Annotated in this window: 16 protein-coding genes; 11 read left to right on the top strand and 5 right to left on the bottom strand. The window is 60.1% G+C overall.

Annotated features, from left to right (window positions below; all coding sequences use genetic code 11):
- Positions 1 to 140: 140 nt before the first annotated feature.
- The 8 genes from ACA058_RS02240 to ACA058_RS02275 all read left to right on the top strand — a co-directional run bounded on the left by ACA058_RS02240 (position 141) and on the right by ACA058_RS02275 (position 8820).
- Positions 141 to 476 carry a YceK/YidQ family lipoprotein gene (locus tag ACA058_RS02240; protein ID WP_497637652.1) on the top strand — a complete coding sequence of 112 codons (336 nt, stop codon included), beginning with the start codon at positions 141 to 143 and terminating at the stop codon, positions 474 to 476.
- Positions 477 to 641: 165 nt separating this feature from the next.
- Complete coding sequence (locus ACA058_RS02245; RefSeq protein ID WP_497637653.1) at positions 642 to 2399, top strand: carbamoyltransferase family protein; 1758 nt, start codon at positions 642 to 644, stop codon at positions 2397 to 2399.
- A complete protein-coding gene (locus ACA058_RS02250; RefSeq protein ID WP_272604392.1) occupies positions 2383 to 3513 on the top strand; it encodes a glycosyltransferase in 1131 nt (376 codons plus the stop codon). The genes ACA058_RS02245 and ACA058_RS02250 overlap by 17 nt, the downstream gene beginning before the upstream one ends.
- Positions 3513 to 4409, top strand: coding sequence for an antimicrobial resistance protein Mig-14 (locus ACA058_RS02255; RefSeq protein WP_497637654.1), 897 nt, complete (start codon positions 3513 to 3515; stop codon positions 4407 to 4409). Before ACA058_RS02250 ends, ACA058_RS02255 begins: the two co-directional genes overlap by 1 nt.
- An 8-nt stretch (positions 4410 to 4417) precedes the next feature.
- A complete protein-coding gene (locus ACA058_RS02260) occupies positions 4418 to 5818 on the top strand; it encodes a PIG-L deacetylase family protein (protein ID WP_497637655.1) in 1401 nt (466 codons plus the stop codon).
- Positions 5819 to 5903: 85 nt separating this feature from the next.
- Positions 5904 to 6860: a glycosyltransferase gene (locus ACA058_RS02265; protein ID WP_497637656.1), complete on the top strand. Its 957-nt coding sequence runs from the start codon at positions 5904 to 5906 to the stop codon at positions 6858 to 6860.
- Between the two features lie 55 nt (positions 6861 to 6915).
- Positions 6916 to 7677, top strand: a complete 762-nt coding sequence (locus tag ACA058_RS02270) for a glycosyltransferase family 2 protein (protein ID WP_497637657.1) — start codon at positions 6916 to 6918, stop codon at positions 7675 to 7677.
- 48 nt (positions 7678 to 7725) lie between these two features.
- Positions 7726 to 8820, top strand: coding sequence for a glycosyltransferase (locus ACA058_RS02275; protein WP_497637658.1), 1095 nt, complete (start codon positions 7726 to 7728; stop codon positions 8818 to 8820).
- Here ACA058_RS02275 and ACA058_RS02280 read toward each other — a convergent pair.
- Positions 8815 to 9420 (bottom strand): BUD32 family EKC/KEOPS complex subunit, encoded by a 606-nt coding sequence (locus ACA058_RS02280; RefSeq protein ID WP_497639850.1) that lies wholly within the window; start codon positions 9418 to 9420, stop codon positions 8815 to 8817. The genes ACA058_RS02275 and ACA058_RS02280 overlap by 6 nt on opposite strands.
- 110 nt (positions 9421 to 9530) lie before the next feature.
- Between ACA058_RS02280 and ACA058_RS02285 the strand changes: the two genes are divergently transcribed.
- The 3 genes from ACA058_RS02285 (at position 9531) to hldE (ending at position 14148) form a co-directional block, all read left to right on the top strand.
- The gene (locus tag ACA058_RS02285) at positions 9531 to 10703 is read left to right on the top strand and encodes an O-antigen ligase family protein (protein WP_497637659.1); all 1173 of its coding nucleotides are present in this window, start codon (positions 9531 to 9533) and stop codon (positions 10701 to 10703) included.
- A 15-nt stretch (positions 10704 to 10718) separates the two neighbouring features.
- Positions 10719 to 12524, top strand: a complete 1806-nt coding sequence (gene msbA / locus ACA058_RS02290; protein ID WP_497637660.1) for a lipid A export permease/ATP-binding protein MsbA — start codon at positions 10719 to 10721, stop codon at positions 12522 to 12524.
- Positions 12525 to 12723: 199 nt separating this feature from the next.
- Positions 12724 to 14148, top strand: a complete 1425-nt coding sequence (gene hldE / locus ACA058_RS02295; protein ID WP_497637661.1) for a bifunctional D-glycero-beta-D-manno-heptose-7-phosphate kinase/D-glycero-beta-D-manno-heptose 1-phosphate adenylyltransferase HldE — start codon at positions 12724 to 12726, stop codon at positions 14146 to 14148.
- Between the two features lie 104 nt (positions 14149 to 14252).
- Here the strand turns inward: hldE and ACA058_RS02300 are convergent, their stop codons facing one another.
- The 4 genes from ACA058_RS02300 to ACA058_RS02315 all read right to left on the bottom strand — a co-directional run bounded on the left by ACA058_RS02300 (position 14253) and on the right by ACA058_RS02315 (position 17818).
- Positions 14253 to 15212, bottom strand: a complete 960-nt coding sequence (locus tag ACA058_RS02300) for a metal ABC transporter ATPase (RefSeq protein WP_497637662.1) — start codon at positions 15210 to 15212, stop codon at positions 14253 to 14255.
- 33 nt (positions 15213 to 15245) lie between these two features.
- Positions 15246 to 16058: an aldo/keto reductase gene (locus tag ACA058_RS02305; RefSeq protein ID WP_497637663.1), complete on the bottom strand. Its 813-nt coding sequence runs from the start codon at positions 16056 to 16058 to the stop codon at positions 15246 to 15248.
- Entirely contained in the window at positions 16055 to 17230 is a 1176-nt protein-coding gene (locus ACA058_RS02310) for an NAD(P)/FAD-dependent oxidoreductase (RefSeq protein ID WP_497637664.1), read from the bottom strand. Before ACA058_RS02310 ends, ACA058_RS02305 begins: the two co-directional genes overlap by 4 nt.
- Before the next feature lie 255 nt (positions 17231 to 17485).
- Positions 17486 to 17818: a DMT family transporter gene (locus ACA058_RS02315; protein ID WP_497637665.1), complete on the bottom strand. Its 333-nt coding sequence runs from the start codon at positions 17816 to 17818 to the stop codon at positions 17486 to 17488.
- Positions 17819 to 17853: the final 35 nt, after the last annotated feature.

A 17853-nucleotide genomic window follows, 5' to 3' on the forward strand; every position in this document is an offset into this window, starting at 1 on the left:
TGCTCGCGAAGAGGCCGGAACAGTCGCCCGCGATTAGCGGACAAGTTCTTGTGAACGGTCCTACACGATTTTGAGAAGCCATGAACTGTGGCCTGAATGACCGCGATGCTAGTTTGCCTGACGCTTACGGAGGGCAAGCTTTGACGATCAAAACGGTAGTCGTATCAGGTGTCATCTCGCTGGCTTTGACAGGGTGCGGGACCGTCGCAACGGTCTTGCAGGACGATGCCGACGCAGCCCAGGGGCTTCGACGGCAAAAAACCTATTGTCAGTCCATCCCACGGATTTACAGCGGCCTGGCCTACGATTTTTGCGTATTGAATGCGCCCCCCGATCCAACGGGTATCTTCGTTCCAGTCATTTTGCTGGACCTGGCGTTGTCTGGTGCGCTGGATACCATCGCCTTGCCCTATACGATTTACCGGCAGGGCACGGATGGCAATATCCGCATCTACTGGCGGCCTGCGCGCGGATAACCAACGGCAAGGTCAACACCGCTGTCGCTTGCAGCTTGCCGCTAGAGGCTTGAAGCTGCTTTTAAGCTATAATCCCGCCCTTTAGCTGTCTCTCGCCCGTTGCGAGGGCACATTAATTTTTGAGGCGCATTGCGCCTGCACGCAGACTAAAGAGGCTAGACCCCTGTGGCATTGACGATTCTTGGCCTGTCCGGCGCCCTAAGCCATGATCCTTCCGCAGCCTTGTACATCGACGGCAAGCTGGTCGCGGCGGCCGAAGAAGAGCGCTTCGTACGCGATAAACATGCAAAGAACCGCATGCCCTACGAATCGGCGAAGTTCTGCCTGGAACAGGCCGGCATCAAGCCTTCCGACGTTGACGTGGTAGCGATTCCATTCGCGCCGATCAGCCTGTTCGGCAAGGCACGCTGGCAGTACGCCAAGCGTTACTGGTACGCCCCGGACCGTGCACTGGACGCGATCCTGATGGGCAACCGTCGCTACAAGCGCTATCGCAACAAGATCGTCTGGTGCCTCGAGCAACTGGGCTTCGATCCGAAGAAGATCAAGATCGAGCCGGTCGAGCACCACCTGGCCCACGCCTCCAGTGCCTACCACTGCTCCGGTTTCAAGGAGAAAACCGCGATCCTCGGGATCGACGGCAAGGGCGAATACGCCACGACCTTCTTCGGTTATGGTGAAAACGGCAAGATCCACAAGATCAAGGAATTCTTTGATCCCGACTCCCTGGGCGGCCTGTACGGCGCGATCACCGAGTTCCTCGGTTTCGATATGCTCGACGGTGAGTTCAAGGTCATGGGCATGGCGCCGTACGGCGACGCCAGCAAATACGATTTCTCGCGCCTGGCCTCGTTCGAGAACGGCGAGCTGGTGATCAACACCGACTACGCCAACGTCATCGGCCTGCGTCGCTACAAAGAGAAGGGCAAGGGTTACTACTTCTCGCCGAAGCTGATCGAGTGGCTGGGTCCTAAGCGCGAAGGCGACATCGCCGACGAGCCGTACATCCACTACGCAGCGAGCATCCAAGCGCTGTTCGAAAAAATTGCGCTGCAGATGATCGACCACTACCTGGGCGACGTGCTCAAGGAAACCGGCAAACTGGCCTACGCCGGTGGCTGTGCGTTGAACGTCAAGCTGAACCAGAAAATCATCGCCCGTGACGACGTCAAGGAATTGTTCGTGCAGCCTGCATCCGGCGATGCCGGCACCGCAGTGGGCGCGGCGGCTTATGTGTCTCACGCCCGTGGTGTGCCAGTCGAGAAGATGGAGCATGTCTACCTCGGTCCGTCGTACAGCAACGAAGACGTGCTCGCGGCTTGTGCCCGGCACCCAAGCAAGCCGGTGTGGCGCAAGCTGGCGAACATGCCGGAAAACATTGCCAAGATCATGGTCGACGGCAACCCGGTGGCCTGGTTCCAGGGGCGTATGGAGTTCGGCCCGCGTGCCTTGGGTGGTCGTTCGATCATCGGTTGCCCAAGCGCGACGGGCGTGGCCGACCGCATCAACCACCAGATCAAGTTCCGCGAGCGTTGGAGGCCTTTCTGCCCGTCGATGCTCGACACCGTTGCGCCACAGATGATCAAGATCGATCACCCGGCGCCGTTCATGACCTTCACCTTCGAAGTGGCTGAAGAGTGGAAAACCCGCGTGCCGGAAGTGGTCCACGAAGACGGCACTTCCCGTGCCCAGGTGCTCAAGCGTGAATACAACCCGCGCTACTACGACATGATGAAGGCGCTGGAAGTGCTGACTGGTAACGGAGTGTCGCTGAACACCTCGCTCAACCGTCGTGGCGAACCGATGATCTGCTCGCCGACGGACGCCTTGAACATGTTCTTCGGTTCCGATCTACAGTATCTGATCATGGAAGACATCCTGGTGGTCAAAGAGGGCGCGGACACCTATGACACGCTCGGCTGAACGCCATGTGCTGCAGTTCTGTCACGGCTATGACGGGCCGTTCCTGGACTGCGCCCGGCAGTACGCCAGCCTGTTCGCGGGGACCGGTTATCGGGTGACCACGGTGTTTCTGACCGGGGTCGCCGACGCTGAGGTGGCCGCAGGTTGCGCCTCTGATGAAGTGTTGTTTATGGAGTACAGCTCCAAGGCCATTCGTGGCCTGAAGCTGGGCGCCATCGGCGATCTGCGCAAGATCGCCGCTTCGCGCAATTTCAGTTTCTGCATCGCCCATCGCTTCAAGCCGATCTACATCGCCTTGCTCGGCACCTCGTTGCCGGTGATTGGCGTGCACCATGCGTTTGACGATTACAAGCGCGGCACACGCAAGCTCTTCGCGCATATTTTCCGCAAGCGCCTGAGCCTGCTCGGGGTGTCCGATGCCGTGCGCGATGACATGCGCCAATGCCTGCCGAAGTGGCCGGCGGCAAGGATCCAGACACTGTATAACCGGATCGATGTACCGGCTTTGCAGGCTAGCCAAGTGTCGGTCCGTGAGGCGCGGGAGACCCTCGGCCTGTCCGCGGATGCCTGGATTGTCGGCAACGTCGGTCGCCTGCATCCGGACAAGGATCAGGCCACGTTGCTGGACGGTTTTGCCGCGGCGCTGCCCGGTTTGCCGGCCAACAGCCAGCTAGTGATTCTCGGTAGCGGTCGTCTGGAGCAGGATCTCAAGGCCCAGGCTCGCGAGCTGGGAATTGGCAACCGGGTGCTGTTCCTTGGTCAGGTCCCTGAGGCCCGGCGGTATTTCAGCGCTTTCGATGTGTTTGCCCTGAGTTCCGATCATGAACCATTCGGCATGGTGCTGCTCGAAGCCATGGCGGCGGGCGTACCGTTGCTGGCAACGGCCTGTGGCGGAGCGAAGGAAGTGGTCGAAGGCGTGGGCATCCTGTTCCCCCTGGGCGATGCCGAGCACCTGGCTCAAGGCCTGCAGCATCTGGCCGCAATGGACGAGCAGCAACGTCGCCAGTGCGCCGAGCTGATGCTGGAGCGCCTGCGTGAACGCTTTTCCGACCGCGCGGTGCGCGATGCTTTCTGGCACTTGCCGCACGTTACCGAACTGGCACAGAGGGGCTGATGCTCAACCGATTTCAAGGCTGGCGCGAACGCGGCTGGTCGCTATCCGATGCCCCGACCTATGCCGAGACCTGGCAGCGTTTTGGCGGCAGCGTCGCCACTCACCCGCTGGTAGTCGAGCGCCTGGCGCGGCTGGCCGGCATTCCCGTGCGATACCTGGCCTGGGAGCAAGACGGCGAAATCAAGGCCGCGATCCCGACCTGGGGGCGCGACCTCGCCTTGTCCAAGGACGTGCTCAAGCGTAACGGCAAGAAGGGCTTGTTCGACCTTGGCAATGCCGAGATCATCCTGCCGGCTGCCGCCGATGCCCAGGCACCTTTGCGCCATCGTGGGCGCTACTTGTCGGCGCTCAACGAAAGCCGTTTCACCGGCATCAGGCTGCAGGCCGAACAGCTTGCCATGGCCCGCACGCCTGAAGAGTTGTCGAAGAAATTTCGCTACAACCAGCGCCGCGAACTCAGGTTGCTGGAAGAAGCGGGTGGCGTGGTACGACCGGTTTCCGAGTTTTCCAGCCAGGAGCTGGGGGCAATCTATTGCGATTTGTTCCTGCGTCGCTGGGGTTTTCCGGCGACCGGTGCCGAACGCATGGCCGACGTCATCGAGTTGTTGCGCGAGTTTCTGATCGGTTCGGTGATTTTCCTCAATGATGCCCCCATTGCCATTCAACTGGTGTACCGCGTCGAGACGCCGCAGTGGATCAGCGTCGAATACATCAATGGCGGAGTCGATCCCGAAACCCGCGAGTTCAGCCCCGGTAGCGTGCTGAGTTTCCTCAACACCCAAAGCGCCTGGGAACACGCCAGGGCACTGGACAAGCCCCTGCGCTTTTCCTTTGGCCGCGCCGACCGGGAATACAAGGATCGCTGGTGCAACCCTGTGCCGGTCTACACCGTATGAGTCAACCCATGACCCGCAAACAGCAATTGCTCAAGCGCCATCGGCGCAACAAACGCATCGGTCTGCTGATCGCGCTGGTGCTGTTGATCCTGTCCGGCATCCTGGTGGTTTGGTGGTTGCCGCTGGTGCTTGCGCTGGTGGGCTGGGTGGCCCACGAAGCCTGGTTTGCCGATCACCTGTTCTATTCGCCCAAAGACGACTATCAGTACACCTTTGCACCCTACACCCCGCAGCCCAAAGTGCACCTGAGCGGGGAGCACTTGCGCCTGGATGAGGGTGTCATGCTGGTCGACGACGCGACGCTGGTTCTGGCCTTGAAGGTAAAAAGCACGTGGCTGGGACGCTTCTTCGATCCTGTGGTCGAGCTGGCGGGTGGCGACAACCCTGACCGGCAGACCTTCGAGCGGGGTGTGAACGGCCTGCGTTACCTCAACCTCAGTGGCCAGGCCCAGGTGCTGTCGCGCGGCGAGTTGCGTCTGCGCGGGCGATTCTGCCGGCTACAGGGCGAGCCTGTGTTGTGGGCATTCGAGCATCCGGACTTTCGCCGTCAACGGGTGATGGTTATCGCCCCGCATGCCGATGATGCCGAGCTGGCGGCTTACGGTCTGTACAGCCAGGCAGACGAGGCCTGGATCGTGACGCTCACCGCCGGTGAAATCGAAGCCGAACATTATCAGCGCATCGGCATGAACAAGGTCGAGGCGGCGCGCCTGAAAGGCCGTTTGCGCGCCTGGGACAGCATTGCCGTGCCGCGCTGGGCGGGCGTACCGCAAGCCCATTGCGTGCAGTTGGGCTATTTCTGCTTGCAACTGGCGACCATGCAGGCATCGCCCGCCAAGCCGGTAGGCTCTCGGGAAGCGGATTTGCACGACACCCGGTTGTTTCGCCAGTTGAACCCGTTTGGCCTGCCGGGCGATGTCGATGGCGCGCCAACCTGGAACAACCTGCTGGCGGATCTGCAAGCCCTGCTGCAGCGAGCCCGGCCTGAAGTGATCGTGTTGCCGCACCCGACCCTTGACCCCCATCCCGATCATATCTGTGCGCAGGCCGCGGTGCTCGAAGCGCTCAAAGGTCTTGATTGGCAGCCGACGCTGTTGGGGTATGCCAATCACCTGCATGACAACGATCGCTGGCCCATGGGTGACACCGGAGCCGGTATTGCCCTTCCTCCTCTGTTCGATCTTGGCCAGCAGATGCATCCCTACTGCCTGCAGCTTTCCCTGGATCAGCAGCGTGACAAGGCCATGGCATTGGCAATGATGCACGACCTGCAACCACCGGCTCCATTCAAGCGTCGCTTGCGGCGTGGGTTGCAGCGGTTGCTGGCGGGGCGGGCCGGTTCGCATTACGGCGAAAATGAATTTTTTCGCAAGGCTGTGCGGCGCCAGGAACTGTTTTGGCGTTTGTAAGGTGTCATGGGCCTGAAGTTCGGCTGTCCGAGGGCAGGTTCGGTTTCAGGTGTTGCTCCATTTGCCTGTTGTGGCAAGGAAGACGATGAAAGTTTTATTTCTGGTGCAGAAAGATCAGCGGGCCATTCTGGACCGTCTGTACGACGGGGTAGCCGCTCATTGCGAGTGCGACTTGCGGTGGTTGAGCAGCAAGGAACAGCGCAACCTGCGCAGTTATTTCCGGCGTGAAGTCGATGTGTCCCGGTACGACCGGATCGTGTTTTTCCTGCGTTTCAAGCAGGAGATCCGCCAGGTCGGATTTATCCGCACGATTCCCAATCTGGTCATCCTCGAACACGATGCCTACCAGAACTACATTCCTTGCAAGTACACCGGCAAGTTCAGCGCGCACTACCGTCGCCTGCCGTGGGCGCGGGTCATCAGTTCCGGTTTCGTTGTCACCGAACGCCTGCGTGCGGAGGGTTTCGATGCGGTGTTCGTTCCCAAGGGCTACGACCAGACGCAGCTTGCGGATCAAGGGCGCGAGCGAGATATCGAGCTGGCGTTCGTCGGCAGTACCAACAGCGTTGCCTACAGCGGTCGCAAGGCCCTGCTCGATGAGCTGGCGGGCGTCGAACCCCTGGTTGTAACTCGCACCAAATCCGGCGAGGAGTACCGCGATACGCTCAACCGTATTCGCTTTTTCGTCAGTGCCGACGTCGGCATGGGCGAGTTCATGATCAAGAATTTCGAGGCCATGGCCTGTGGCTGTGTCTTGCTGGCCTATGATCAGGGCGCGACGGAAAGCCAGGCACTGGGTTTGCAGGATATGCACAACGTGGTGTTGTATCAGGACATTGCACAGCTTCGGGAAAAGCTGGCCAGATTGCGCAGCGACCCGCAACTGGCACAGCGTATCGCTCGCAACGGTCGCGAACTGGCGGTCAGCCAGTTCAGCTTTTCACGCATCGGCCAACGTATCGTCGAAGAGCTTGAGCCTGCACTGCGTGCTCGCGCGCCATTAAGCCTGTTGGAAAGAATTCGACTCAATTTGGGTATTTGACAAGCGTTGGCCGGCCATTGATATTGCTGACCACTTTTACTCTATTGAGACAACCGTGCATTTTTCCAGCCAAAGTGACATCACGCTAGTGGTGACAAGCTGTGGTCGCCTGGATCTGCTCAAGACTACGCTCGAGAGCTTCGATCGATTCAATACGGCACCCATCCGTGAAGTGTTCATCACCGAAGATGCCGGTGACGAAGGGGTTCACGCGGTCATTCCGGCCAACTGGAAGGATCACTGTACGGTGTTCGTCAATCGACCCAAGCTGGGTCAGCTGGCGTCGATCGATCTGGCGTACGAACACGTCAGCACGAGCTACATCTTCCATTGCGAGGATGACTGGGAATTCTATCGCCCAGGGTTTGTGGAAGACTCCATGACCGTTCTCCAATCCCGCCCGGAAATCCTGCAAGTGTGGCTGCGTAGCTATACTCATGACCTGCGGGTTCACAGCCCCTACATTCATCTGGGGCCGCGTGAGGTCGTCGGTGGAGTGGCTTGCCATCCATTGATTTCCGACAAGCCGGAGTGGCAGGGGTTCTCGCTGAATCCGGGCCTGCGCCGGGTCAAGGAATATCGATTGTGCGCGCCATTTTCCGGGCACGGTGGCGAGAAAGCGCTGTCACAGCGATACGCACAGTTGAATCTGACTGCCCTGACGCTTGAAGCAGACGCAGTCATGCACACCGGGTTTGGCCTGCACGTGCAAACGCCTGTCGAGCGACGGCGCAAGGCGCGTCGCAGTCGGCGCGAACAGGTCAAGTTCGTTTTGTTTTTGTTGGTGGGAGTCTGCATTGGCTGGACCATCAAGTAGCTACACCGCAGCTTATCCCCATAACCTTTTGTATTGGCTGCTTGCCCTATGAGTATTCTCAACGTGATGTGGGCCGGTGGTGCTCCGTTTGCCTCCATCCACAAGGTGCATCAGCAGATACTTTCTCAGGCCTTGCCCTCGACTCCAGTGAAAACCTGGTTGCTTCAGGGAGGCGCCGCCGAATGTGGAGTGAACGTTGGTGAGATACGGGAATGGGGGCTGTCTTCTGCCCAATTGAAAGGGCGGCATTTCTGGCGATTGACCAAACCCTGGATGCGAGCCCGGTTTCACCGCGCCCTTAAGGACAGTGATGTGCGTCTGCTGTTGCTTGACGGGTTGGGGGTAGCGCGCACGCTGTTGCCGATACTCAAGGCATTGCCGCATATCCGCGTTGTGGTCATTTTTCATGGATCTTCGCGACTGCATGCGGGTGATCGAGCGCTCTTCCAACAGCTCCCGTCTTCCCGGCTGGCATTGGCTGCAGTGTCGAACACCCTCGCAACCTCACTGAGCCGTGACTTGCAGGTACCGGTCGTGACATTGCGCAGTGCCTTTGAGCCTGCCGCTTTCCGTTGCGCTTTACTTCCTCGGGAAGAGGCGCTGACTCGCTTGGGCCTGTCTGCGGACGGTGGGCCGGTACTGGGAGCGGTGGGGCGCCTGGTTTCGGAAAAGGGCTTCAGTTGCCTGCTCGATGCTTTTGCAGCGGCATTGCAGGAGCGCGCCGACCTGAGATTGGTCATTGTCGGGGAGGGCAGCACCCGTGCCGCGCTGCAAGCGCGTATCGATGAGTTGGGGCTGCGCGAGCAGGTCTTGCTGCCGGGCCATCTCGATGATGCGGCGCGTCTTTATCGTGCCTTCGACTGGGTCGCGATCCCTTCGCGGGAAGAAGGCCTGGGGCTGATCATGCAGGAGGCGGTCATGGCGGGCGTTCCGGTACTGTGCAGTGAGTTGCCGGTATTTCGCGAACAGTTGGCCGATACTGGCTGGTATGCCCCGGTTGATGACGTGAATGCCTGGCGCGAAGCGATCTTGCGAGCGTTCAGCGTCTCTGCCGAAGCGGTCGCCGCTGATCAGTTCCAGGCATTAGGGCCGGATCAAGCCTGGCTGAGCTTCAGCCAGACCGCCCGTGCACTACTCTCATGAGGGCAGCACTGCCTGCTCCAATGCTTGCATCGGAAAGGTGTCGTTCAGGTTCTCGCGCGCAATATAGCGCGCGAAGTGCTGCAGGTTGCGTTTGATCAAATGGCGAGGCAATGGGGCTCGCAGGAAGCGCATGTCAGCCACATCAATCAGGCCCATGCGGTTGTCGGGCGTGATCACGATGTTGCCCAGATGCAGTGATCGGAAGTAGATCCCCGATTGATGAAGGCTGCGTATCAATCCGGCTAGCTCCGGCAAGGCTTGCGGCCAGTTGAAACCGTCCTTGCTGGCGATCTGGCGCAGGGTCTCGCCTGGCAGTGGCTGGTACAGCACGGCTGTCATGCCGGGCGTCTGCAGTCGGTAATACTGCAGGACCTGCAAGGTCGGCACGCCAAGCTTTTGCAGTTCGATGGCATTGTCGATGAAGCGTTTCGAGTAAGGCCGAAACAAGGCGGATGAAAAAATACGCTTGCGACGAAACAGTTTGAGGATATTCCCATCTTGCAACAGGTAGACTTTCGGCCCGTAACTGTCGGCCTCCAGTACTTTGGCACCGTCAATCATTTGATTTAGGGCGGCTTGAGGGAGCCGGGAACATTGCATCGTAGAAAGCCTTGTTGGAAGAACGGGGCGCCTTGGCGGGCAATGATGCCGAAAAAATTCAACTTTAACCATGTCGGGTTGGGTAGGCGAACGCTTACAGGAGCAATTTGATGCAAGAAACTCGTTGGGCGCAAGCATGGATGGCAGTAGGTCTTTTGTGGTTTTTGTTGGCCATCGCCATTGCGCCTACCAACAAGCTCTATCAGCAAGGCTTGGTGGTGTTTCTCTGGTTGCCTGCAATTATGCTCTGCTGGCCCGCACGGGCCCGGCTTCGGGAATTGTTCCATGACCAGCGCTGGATCTATTTGCCGATGCTCGGGCTGGTGATTTGGTCACTGCTCAGTCTTTCATGGTCGAACGCCCCTGAGCTGGAGCGTGCAGCCAAGCGCGTGCTGTACATCGTGGTGTTCCTGTTGTTTTTTCCGGTATTCGCCAGTGCCCGACCCGAGCGCGTGATCCGCATCATGCAATGGGGGGGCGTAGGGCTAGCTGTCACCGCGCTGGTGGCGATCGTCAAATTTTATGGAATACATGGCAACGTCTGGAGTTCACGTGTGGAAGGGCTGGGCGAATTGGCCCATCCGATTCTCGGCGGCTACGTCATCGGGCTGGCAGCGGTGTGGCTGGTGCTCTGGACACCGCGTACTGGCGTGATGCAGGTGGTTTGTGCTGTTGCGTTGGGCTTTCTGGGTGTATTTGTTCTGCTCAGCCAGAGCCGCGGCGCTGCCTTGGCGCTGTTTCTCACGATACTTGCCATGCCGATCTGGTGCCGTGACCGGCGTAGTCGCATCATCGCGGCGCTCGCACTGATCATCGCCATGCTGGCGTTCTGGTTTTTCGAATCCCTGGTCCTGGCGCGGGGCGCCTCCTATCGCCCGCAGATCCTGATGGCAAGCTTGCAAATGATCGCTGAGCACCCATGGCGTGGCCTGGGCCTTGGCAGTAGCTACACGGTGTTCGCCGATGGGCAGTATTTTGACCACGCCCACAACCTGTTCACCCATGTGGCCATCGAACTGGGCCTGCCAGGGTTATTATTGTGGGTTGCGGCATGGATCGCTGTGCTGCGCGAGGCCTGGAAGGTTCGGGAAACACTCTATGCCAAGGGGATCATCGGCATTTGGTTGTTCTCGACATTGGCGATGCAATTCGATGCCGCCAGCCTGAACGGCACGCCAAGGGCCGAATGGTTTATCAGCTGGTTGCCCATTGGCCTGGCCAGTGTTTTGGTATGGGCGCGGGCCAATCCCGACGCTTGTGATAAAATTTCGCGTTCTTCCTAACCAGTGAGCTCTACGATGAGTGACGCACCGCCCAAAGCGGGACAGGACTCCAGCCTGAAAATCTATTTTCGGCTGTTGGGGTATGTAAAACCTTATCTCGGCCTTTTCTTGCTGAGTATCGTGGGCTTCGTGATCTTTGCCTCCACACAGCCGATGCTGGCGGGGATTCTCAAGTATTTCGTCGATGGCCTGAGTAATCCTGAAGCGGTGCTCTTCCCCAACGTCCCCTATCTGAAGGACTTGCAGCTGCTGATGGCCGTGCCATTGCTGATCATCCTGATCGCAGCGTGGCAAGGCCTGGGCTCCTTCCTCGGCAACTACTACCTGGCGAAGGTTTCATTGGGGCTGGTGCATGACCTGCGCGTCGAGTTGTTCAATAAATTGCTGGTCCTGCCAAACCGCTATTTCGATACCCACAATTCCGGGCATCTGATCTCGCGCATCACGTTCAACGTGACCATGGTTACCGGTGCCGCCACCGATGCCATCAAGGTGGTGATCCGCGAAGGCCTTACCGTGGTCTTCCTGTTTGCCTACCTGCTGTGGATGAACTGGAAACTGACCATCGTGATGCTGGCAATCCTGCCGCTGATTGCACTCATGGTGGGTAATACCAGCAAGAAATTTCGCAAGCAGAGCAAGAAGATCCAGGTGGCCATGGGCGACGTGACCCATGTGGCGTCCGAGACCATCCAGGGTTATCGCGTAGTGCGCAGCTTCGGTGGCGAGAGCTACGAAGAGCGACGTTTTGCCGAAGCCAGCCAGGGCAATACCGACAAGCAACTGCGCATGACCAAGACCGGCGCGGTCTATACCCCGATGTTGCAGCTGGTGATCTACACCGCCATGGCCGTGCTGATGTTCCTGGTGCTGTTCCTGCGCGGTGATGCAACCGCCGGTGACCTGGTGGCTTATATCACTGCGGCAGGTCTGCTGCCCAAGCCGATCCGGCAGCTGTCGGAAGTCAGTTCGACCGTTCAGAAAGGTGTCGCCGGTGCCGAAAGCATTTTCGAGCAACTGGACGTTGAGCCGGAAGTCGACCACGGTACCGTTGAGCGTGATCGCGTCAATGGCTACCTGGAGGTGCGCAACCTGAGCTTTACCTACCCTGGGACAGACCGTGAGGTGCTCAAGAACATCAGCTTCACCGCGGCGCCGGGGCAGATGATCGCTCTGGTTGGTCGCTCTGGCAGCGGCAAATCGACACTCGCCAGCCTGATCCCGCGCTTCTACCATCATGATGTCGGCGAGATCCTGCTCGATGATGTCGAAATCGAAGACTATCGCCTGCGCAATCTGCGTCGGCACGTAGCGCAAGTCACACAACATGTGACCCTGTTCAACGACACCATCGCCAACAATATCGCCTACGGTGATCTGGCTGGCGCACCTCGCGCCGACATTGAAAAGGCTGCTGCGGACGCCTATGCAATGGACTTCATCGCGCAGATGCCGCAAGGCCTGGATACCCAGGTCGGGGAAAACGGCGTACTGCTGTCCGGCGGTCAGCGCCAGCGCCTGGCGATTGCCCGCGCCTTGCTGAAAAATGCTCCGTTGCTGATTCTCGACGAAGCCACCTCGGCACTCGATACCGAGTCCGAGCGCCACATTCAGGCAGCGCTGGATCAAGTCATGAAAGGTCGTACCACGCTGGTTATCGCTCACCGGTTGTCGACTATCGAAAAGGCCGACCTGATTCTGGTGATGGATCACGGCGAAATCGTCGAGCGTGGCACCCACACTCAATTGCTGGCGCAGAATGGCTATTATTCACGCCTGCATGCGATGGGGCTCGATACGCCGGCCGAAGACATCGCCTGATACCGACATCAGGGTGAGCCTGGCTCACCCTGATGCTCTGCCGGCGTGCAATGCGCCCGACGAGTGTGTCCATGCACCAATTTTGCTCAAGAATTGATCAAAAAGCCTTGCCGGAAGATCCCGTTGCAGCCGTCACACAAGCCGGTGCCCACCCTGTGTTAATATCGCGCCCCTGTTCATTTTGTATGTGGGTTGCTCCATGAAGTTGTCCATGCCGCGATTCGATCAAGCCCCTGTCTTGGTGGTCGGCGATGTCATGCTCGACCGTTACTGGCATGGTGGTACCTCACGGATTTCCCCTGAGGCGCCAGTACCGGTGGTCAAGGTCGATCACATCGAGGACCGCCCGGGCGGTGCCGCCAACGTTGCGTTGAACATTGCCGCCCTCGGCGCGCCGGCCTCGCTGGTCGGCGTGACCGGCGACGATGAAGCCGCCGACAGCCTGGTCAATAGCCTCAAGGGTGCCGGTGTGCGCGCATTGTTCCAGCGCATTGCTCACCAGCCGACCATCGTCAAGCTGCGGGTCATGAGCCGTCACCAGCAGCTGCTGCGAATCGACTTCGAAGAACCGTTCGCCACGGACTCCGTGGCGTTGTCCGTGCAAGTCGACGAACTGCTCGAAGGCATCAAGGTGCTGGTGCTGTCCGACTACGGCAAAGGCGCGCTGAAAAACCATCAAGTACTGATCCAGGCCGCCCGTGCCCGGGGCATTCCGGTGTTGGCCGATCCCAAGGGCAAGGATTTCTCCATTTATCGTGGCGCGAGCCTGATCACGCCGAACCTCAACGAATTCGAAACCATCGTCGGTGGTTGCGCCGATGAGCATGATTTGGTGAACAAGGGCGCGCAGCTGATGCACGACCTGGACCTTGGCGCCTTGCTGGTGACCCGTGGTGAACACGGCATGACCCTGCTGCGCCCGGATCATCCGGCATTGCACCTGCCGGCACGCGCCCGTGAAGTGTTCGACGTGACCGGTGCTGGCGATACGGTAATTTCCACCCTGGCAGCGGCGATTGCCGCTGGCGAAGAACTGCCGCACGCGGTGGGCCTGGCCAACCTGGCGGCAGGCATCGTGGTCGGCAAGCTCGGTACGGCGGCCATCAGCGCGCCGGAGTTGCGTCGTGCCATCCAGCGCGATCAGGGTTCAGAGCGCGGCGTGCTGGGCCTTGAACAGTTGCTGCTGGCAGTCGACGACGCCCGTGCGCACAACGAGAAAATCGTTTTCACCAACGGCTGCTTCGACATCCTGCATGCCGGGCACGTGACGTACCTGGAACAGGCGCGGGCGCAAGGCGATCGCCTGATCGTTGCGGTCAACGACGATGCGTCGGTCAGCCGCCTGAAAGGGCCTGGCCGTCCTATCAACAGTGTCGACCGGCGCATGGCGGTGCTGGCAGGTCTGGGCGCAGTCGATTGGGTGATCAGCTTCGCTGAAGGCACACCGGAGAACCTGCTGCGCGAGGTCAAGCCAGACGTGCTGGTCAAGGGTGGGGACTACGGGATTGACCAAGTGGTCGGTGCAGACATCGTGACCGCTTACGGCGGGACCGTGAAAGTACTGGGGCTGGTGGAAAACAGCTCCACGACTGCCATTGTCGAGAAAATCCGCAAGTCCGAATGAAGCAGCCTTTGTAGGAGCGAGCTTGCTCGCGAAAAACCGGAGAGCACCGCGGGGCGTCAGGTTTCCCGCGTTATCGTTGGCCTCCATCGCGAGCAAGCTCGCTCCTACAAGGTACGCGGCACGATCTTCTTCAGCAGTTGCCTGGCCTTGCCACGCAATCGCGCCAGGCCCGAATCCTTCCCCGGCGGCGTCAAACCCTGCTGCCGCACCCAGTCCTTCCAGCGAATCCGCTCATCCCTCACCAGCCAGCCTTCCTGCCGGGCAAAACTTTCGGCCAGGTACAGTCCACGGGTGCTCGCCGGGTGCAATTGATCCTTTTTCAAGGTGTAGAGCTCGGCCAAGGGGTGGCCGTCCTTTAAAGGCATCAGGTACAGGTCGGGGCGCTTGCGATCCAGGCGGGCCACCAGTTGATCGCCTTCCAGTCGTTCGTCGGCGTGAAACAGGCTCAGGGACTTGGCTTCCTTGGGGACCTCCAGGCGCAAGTCGTAAATCAATTGCAGCGATGCGGTCGGCAAGTGCACATAAGCCCGTGGCCGTTCGATCAGTGGCAAGTTGGCGCAACGCACCGGACGCGCCGAGCCGGACAGCGGCGACAGGCGAAACGGCAGGGCTTCGCGATAGTGCAAGGCGGTCGAGTAGGGTGCGGGTAGCCAGGTGTCGTTGAAGCGCCCGCCAAGCCAGCCTTCCGGGGTTTCCAGCAGGCATTCTTCGGCGATTTCCTGGATTGCCGTGTGCAGCGGCAGGTTCAGCTCATGGGCGGGCACGTAGCCGGAAATCAGCTTGAGCACCACGTCGCCGCGATCCTGCCGCCGTTGACGCACCAGTACCCAGTAATCGCGATTCTGCCAATGCAGTGTCAGGCGTACCGAAACCCCGAGGTTGGCCAATTCAAGGGAAAATCGTTCCGTATTGGCGACGCTCACCGGACGCCGACGTTGCAGGATCTGGGAGAAATTCAACGGCCTCCCGACACTCTGATAACTCAGGCCTTCGGGAGTTGCTTCGACGAATAACGGTAGGGTCTTGAAGTTGCTCGGGTTCTTTCTAATGAGCGTACGCGGCATGTCGGCTCCTGCTTAAGGCCGCGTGGGGCGGCATCAGTTGCTACGTAGGACCTGGGCAACGGTCGCCACGTTATGGGCGAGGTGCAGCGGATTGATCGTTCCGACAATAGCACTGGCCACACCGGGATGTTCGAACAACAATTGGAAACTGGCGCGTACCGGGTCCTCGCCTGGACTCAGGCACGCATGACCACTGGCGAGGGCTTTTTTGACCAGAATGGCTTTGCCATGAGCAGCAGCATAGTCAATGACGGCCTTTTCGCTTTGCTCGTTCAGATTGTAGGTGACCATTGCGCAATCACCTTGCTCCAGCGCCCTCAAGCCGCCTTCGACGGTTTTGCCGGAAAAGCCGAAGCCACGAATCTTGCCTTCGGCCTTGAGCGCGGCAAGCGTCGCATAGACTTCGCTGTCATCGAGGATCGCGAGGTCGTTGCCGTCGGAGTGCACCAGCACCAGGTCGATGAAATCAGTCTCAAGGCGTTGCAGGCTGCGTTCTACAGAGAAACGGGTGTGCGCGGCGCTGAAATCGTGACGGGACTGCCCGTCGGCAAACTCTTCGCCGACCTTGCTGACGATCACCCAATCCGGACGCTGACCACGCAGCAGCGGGCCAAGGCGCTCTTCGCTGCGACCATAGGCCGGAGCGGTATCGATCAGGTTGATGCCCAGGTCGCGCGTGAGCTTGAGCAGCATCCGCGCTTCATTGTCGTCGGGGATCTGGAAGCCATTGGGATACTTCACGCCTTGGTCACGGCCGAGTTTTACCGTGCCCAGACCCAGGGGCGACACCAGCAGGCCGGTGCTGCCCAGGGGGCGATGCAAGTCGTGCAGAGTCGGTTGGCTCATGGCAGCAATTGCTCCCAGGCCGGGACGGCCATCGGCGGTTTTGGCAGCGGCGGCAACGCGGTGACCGGACCCGGTTGAATGCCATCGCGGGCAAGGCTGGCGATCACCCGGTCGGCAAAGTCCGGCGCCAGTGCCAGTTTGGTTGGCCAGCCCACCAGCAGGCGACCTTCTTCGGCAACAAAGGCGTTGTCGGGACGGGTCAGCCCCGATTGCAGTGGCTCGGCGCGGTCCACGCGCAAGGTTGCCCATTGCACCGTGCTGAGGTCGATCCATGGCAGTAACTGGCCAAGTTCCTTCTGTGCGGTGGCGATTTGTTCGGCGGGTTCACGGGTCACGCCTTCGGTTTCAGCGATATCGCCGCCCAGGTACCAGACCCACTGGCCATCGGCCGCCGGGTGCGTGGTCACGGTGATGCGTGGTTTGGTTCCTCCGCCCAGGCAATGGGCGTACAGCGGTTTGAGGCTTGGGCCTTTGGCGATGATCATGTGCAACGGGCGGCGTTGCATGGCGGGCTGGGTCAGCCCCAGCGCTTCGAGCAACGCCGCCGTTCCACCTCCGGCGCTCAAGACGATGCGTTGGGCGCGGATCTCGCGTTCGTCCACCTTCAGGCCGACCAGCACGCCACCCTCCAGCAGCGGCTCGATCTTCTGGCCGGCGAGCAGGCCATCACCCGCGAGGTCAGCCAGGCGCTGGATCAGGCTCGGTACATCGATCACCAGTTCCGCCAAGCGATAGACCTTGCCCTTGAAGCGTTTGTCTCGCAGGGCCGGTGGCAGTTGGTCGCCCTTGACCTGATCGACGCGACCGCGCACGGCTTTGCTGGCGAAGAAGCTGGTGAGGTTGCCGGCGATCGTGCCCGGGGACCAGAGGTAGTGGGCTTCGGACAGCAGGCGCACGCCCGAAAGGTCCAGTTCGCCATCCCCGGCCAGGGCTTCACGCCAGCGACGCGGCATGTCGGCGATGGCTTCCGAGGCGCCGGTCAGGGCGCCATGCAGTGCGTACTTGGCGCCGCCATGGATGATGCCCTGGGATTTCACGCTTTGCCCGCCGCCGAGGCTGGCGCTTTCCACCAGCACGGTCGAGAAACCCTGGCGACGCAGGCGCGCATTCAGCCAGAGGCCGGCGACACCAGCGCCGACAATGAGAACGTCGGTGGAAATAACGGATGGCATGCAGCGACCTCAGAGTTCAAGACGAGGGCGCAGTATACAGACTCGAAGATTGGAGGGGCTGCTGCACCTGTGGGAGCGAGCCTGTGTGGCGAGGGGATTTAGCGAAACGTCGCACCGCCCCGTTCGGCTGCGAAGCAGTCGCAAAGCCAGACAACTCGGTGTGCCTGAAGGAATTCTGGGGTCGCTTCGCGCCCCAACGGGGATAAATCCCCTCGCCACACAGGCTCGCTCCCACAAGGGATGGCGGTTCGGCTTTCAGTGGCCGGCGGTCTTCGAGAACAGCTGAATCACTACAACCCCCAACACGATCAACGCCATCCCCAGCATCGCCGGCACATCCAGCTTCTGCCCGTAGATAAACAACGCCGCGACGCTGACCATCACGATGCCCATGCCGGCCCATACCGCGTAAGCCACGCCCACCGGCACGCTGCGCACCACCAGGGTCAGCATCCAGAAGGCGATGCCGTAGCCGACGATGACCAGCAGCAGCGGCAACGGCGTGCTGAAGCCTTTGACCGCTTTCATCGAAACAGTGGCAATCACTTCGGCGCAGATGGCGACGGCCAGGTAGTAGTAAGCGGTCATGGGTTAATCCTCGTATGAAGTGTTGCTTGCTGAGT

The organism is Pseudomonas sp. LBUM1649 (genome assembly GCF_059716155.1).

Coding starts and splice junctions, on each gene's coding strand:
- ACA058_RS02250 (WP_272604392.1), top strand. CDS start 2,383: ATGACACGCTCGGCTGAACGCCATGTGCTGCAGTTCTGTCACGGCTAT.
- ACA058_RS02255 (WP_497637654.1), top strand. CDS start 3,513: ATGCTCAACCGATTTCAAGGCTGGCGCGAACGCGGCTGGTCGCTATCC.
- ACA058_RS02260 (WP_497637655.1), top strand. CDS start 4,418: ATGACCCGCAAACAGCAATTGCTCAAGCGCCATCGGCGCAACAAACGC.
- ACA058_RS02265 (WP_497637656.1), top strand. CDS start 5,904: ATGAAAGTTTTATTTCTGGTGCAGAAAGATCAGCGGGCCATTCTGGAC.
- ACA058_RS02275 (WP_497637658.1), top strand. CDS start 7,726: ATGAGTATTCTCAACGTGATGTGGGCCGGTGGTGCTCCGTTTGCCTCC.
- ACA058_RS02280 (WP_497639850.1), bottom strand. CDS start 9,420: ATGCAATGTTCCCGGCTCCCTCAAGCCGCCCTAAATCAAATGATTGAC.
- ACA058_RS02285 (WP_497637659.1), top strand. CDS start 9,531: ATGCAAGAAACTCGTTGGGCGCAAGCATGGATGGCAGTAGGTCTTTTG.
- msbA (WP_497637660.1), top strand. CDS start 10,719: ATGAGTGACGCACCGCCCAAAGCGGGACAGGACTCCAGCCTGAAAATC.
- hldE (WP_497637661.1), top strand. CDS start 12,724: ATGAAGTTGTCCATGCCGCGATTCGATCAAGCCCCTGTCTTGGTGGTC.
- ACA058_RS02300 (WP_497637662.1), bottom strand. CDS start 15,212: ATGCCGCGTACGCTCATTAGAAAGAACCCGAGCAACTTCAAGACCCTA.
- ACA058_RS02305 (WP_497637663.1), bottom strand. CDS start 16,058: ATGAGCCAACCGACTCTGCACGACTTGCATCGCCCCCTGGGCAGCACC.
- ACA058_RS02310 (WP_497637664.1), bottom strand. CDS start 17,230: ATGCCATCCGTTATTTCCACCGACGTTCTCATTGTCGGCGCTGGTGTC.
- ACA058_RS02315 (WP_497637665.1), bottom strand. CDS start 17,818: ATGACCGCTTACTACTACCTGGCCGTCGCCATCTGCGCCGAAGTGATT.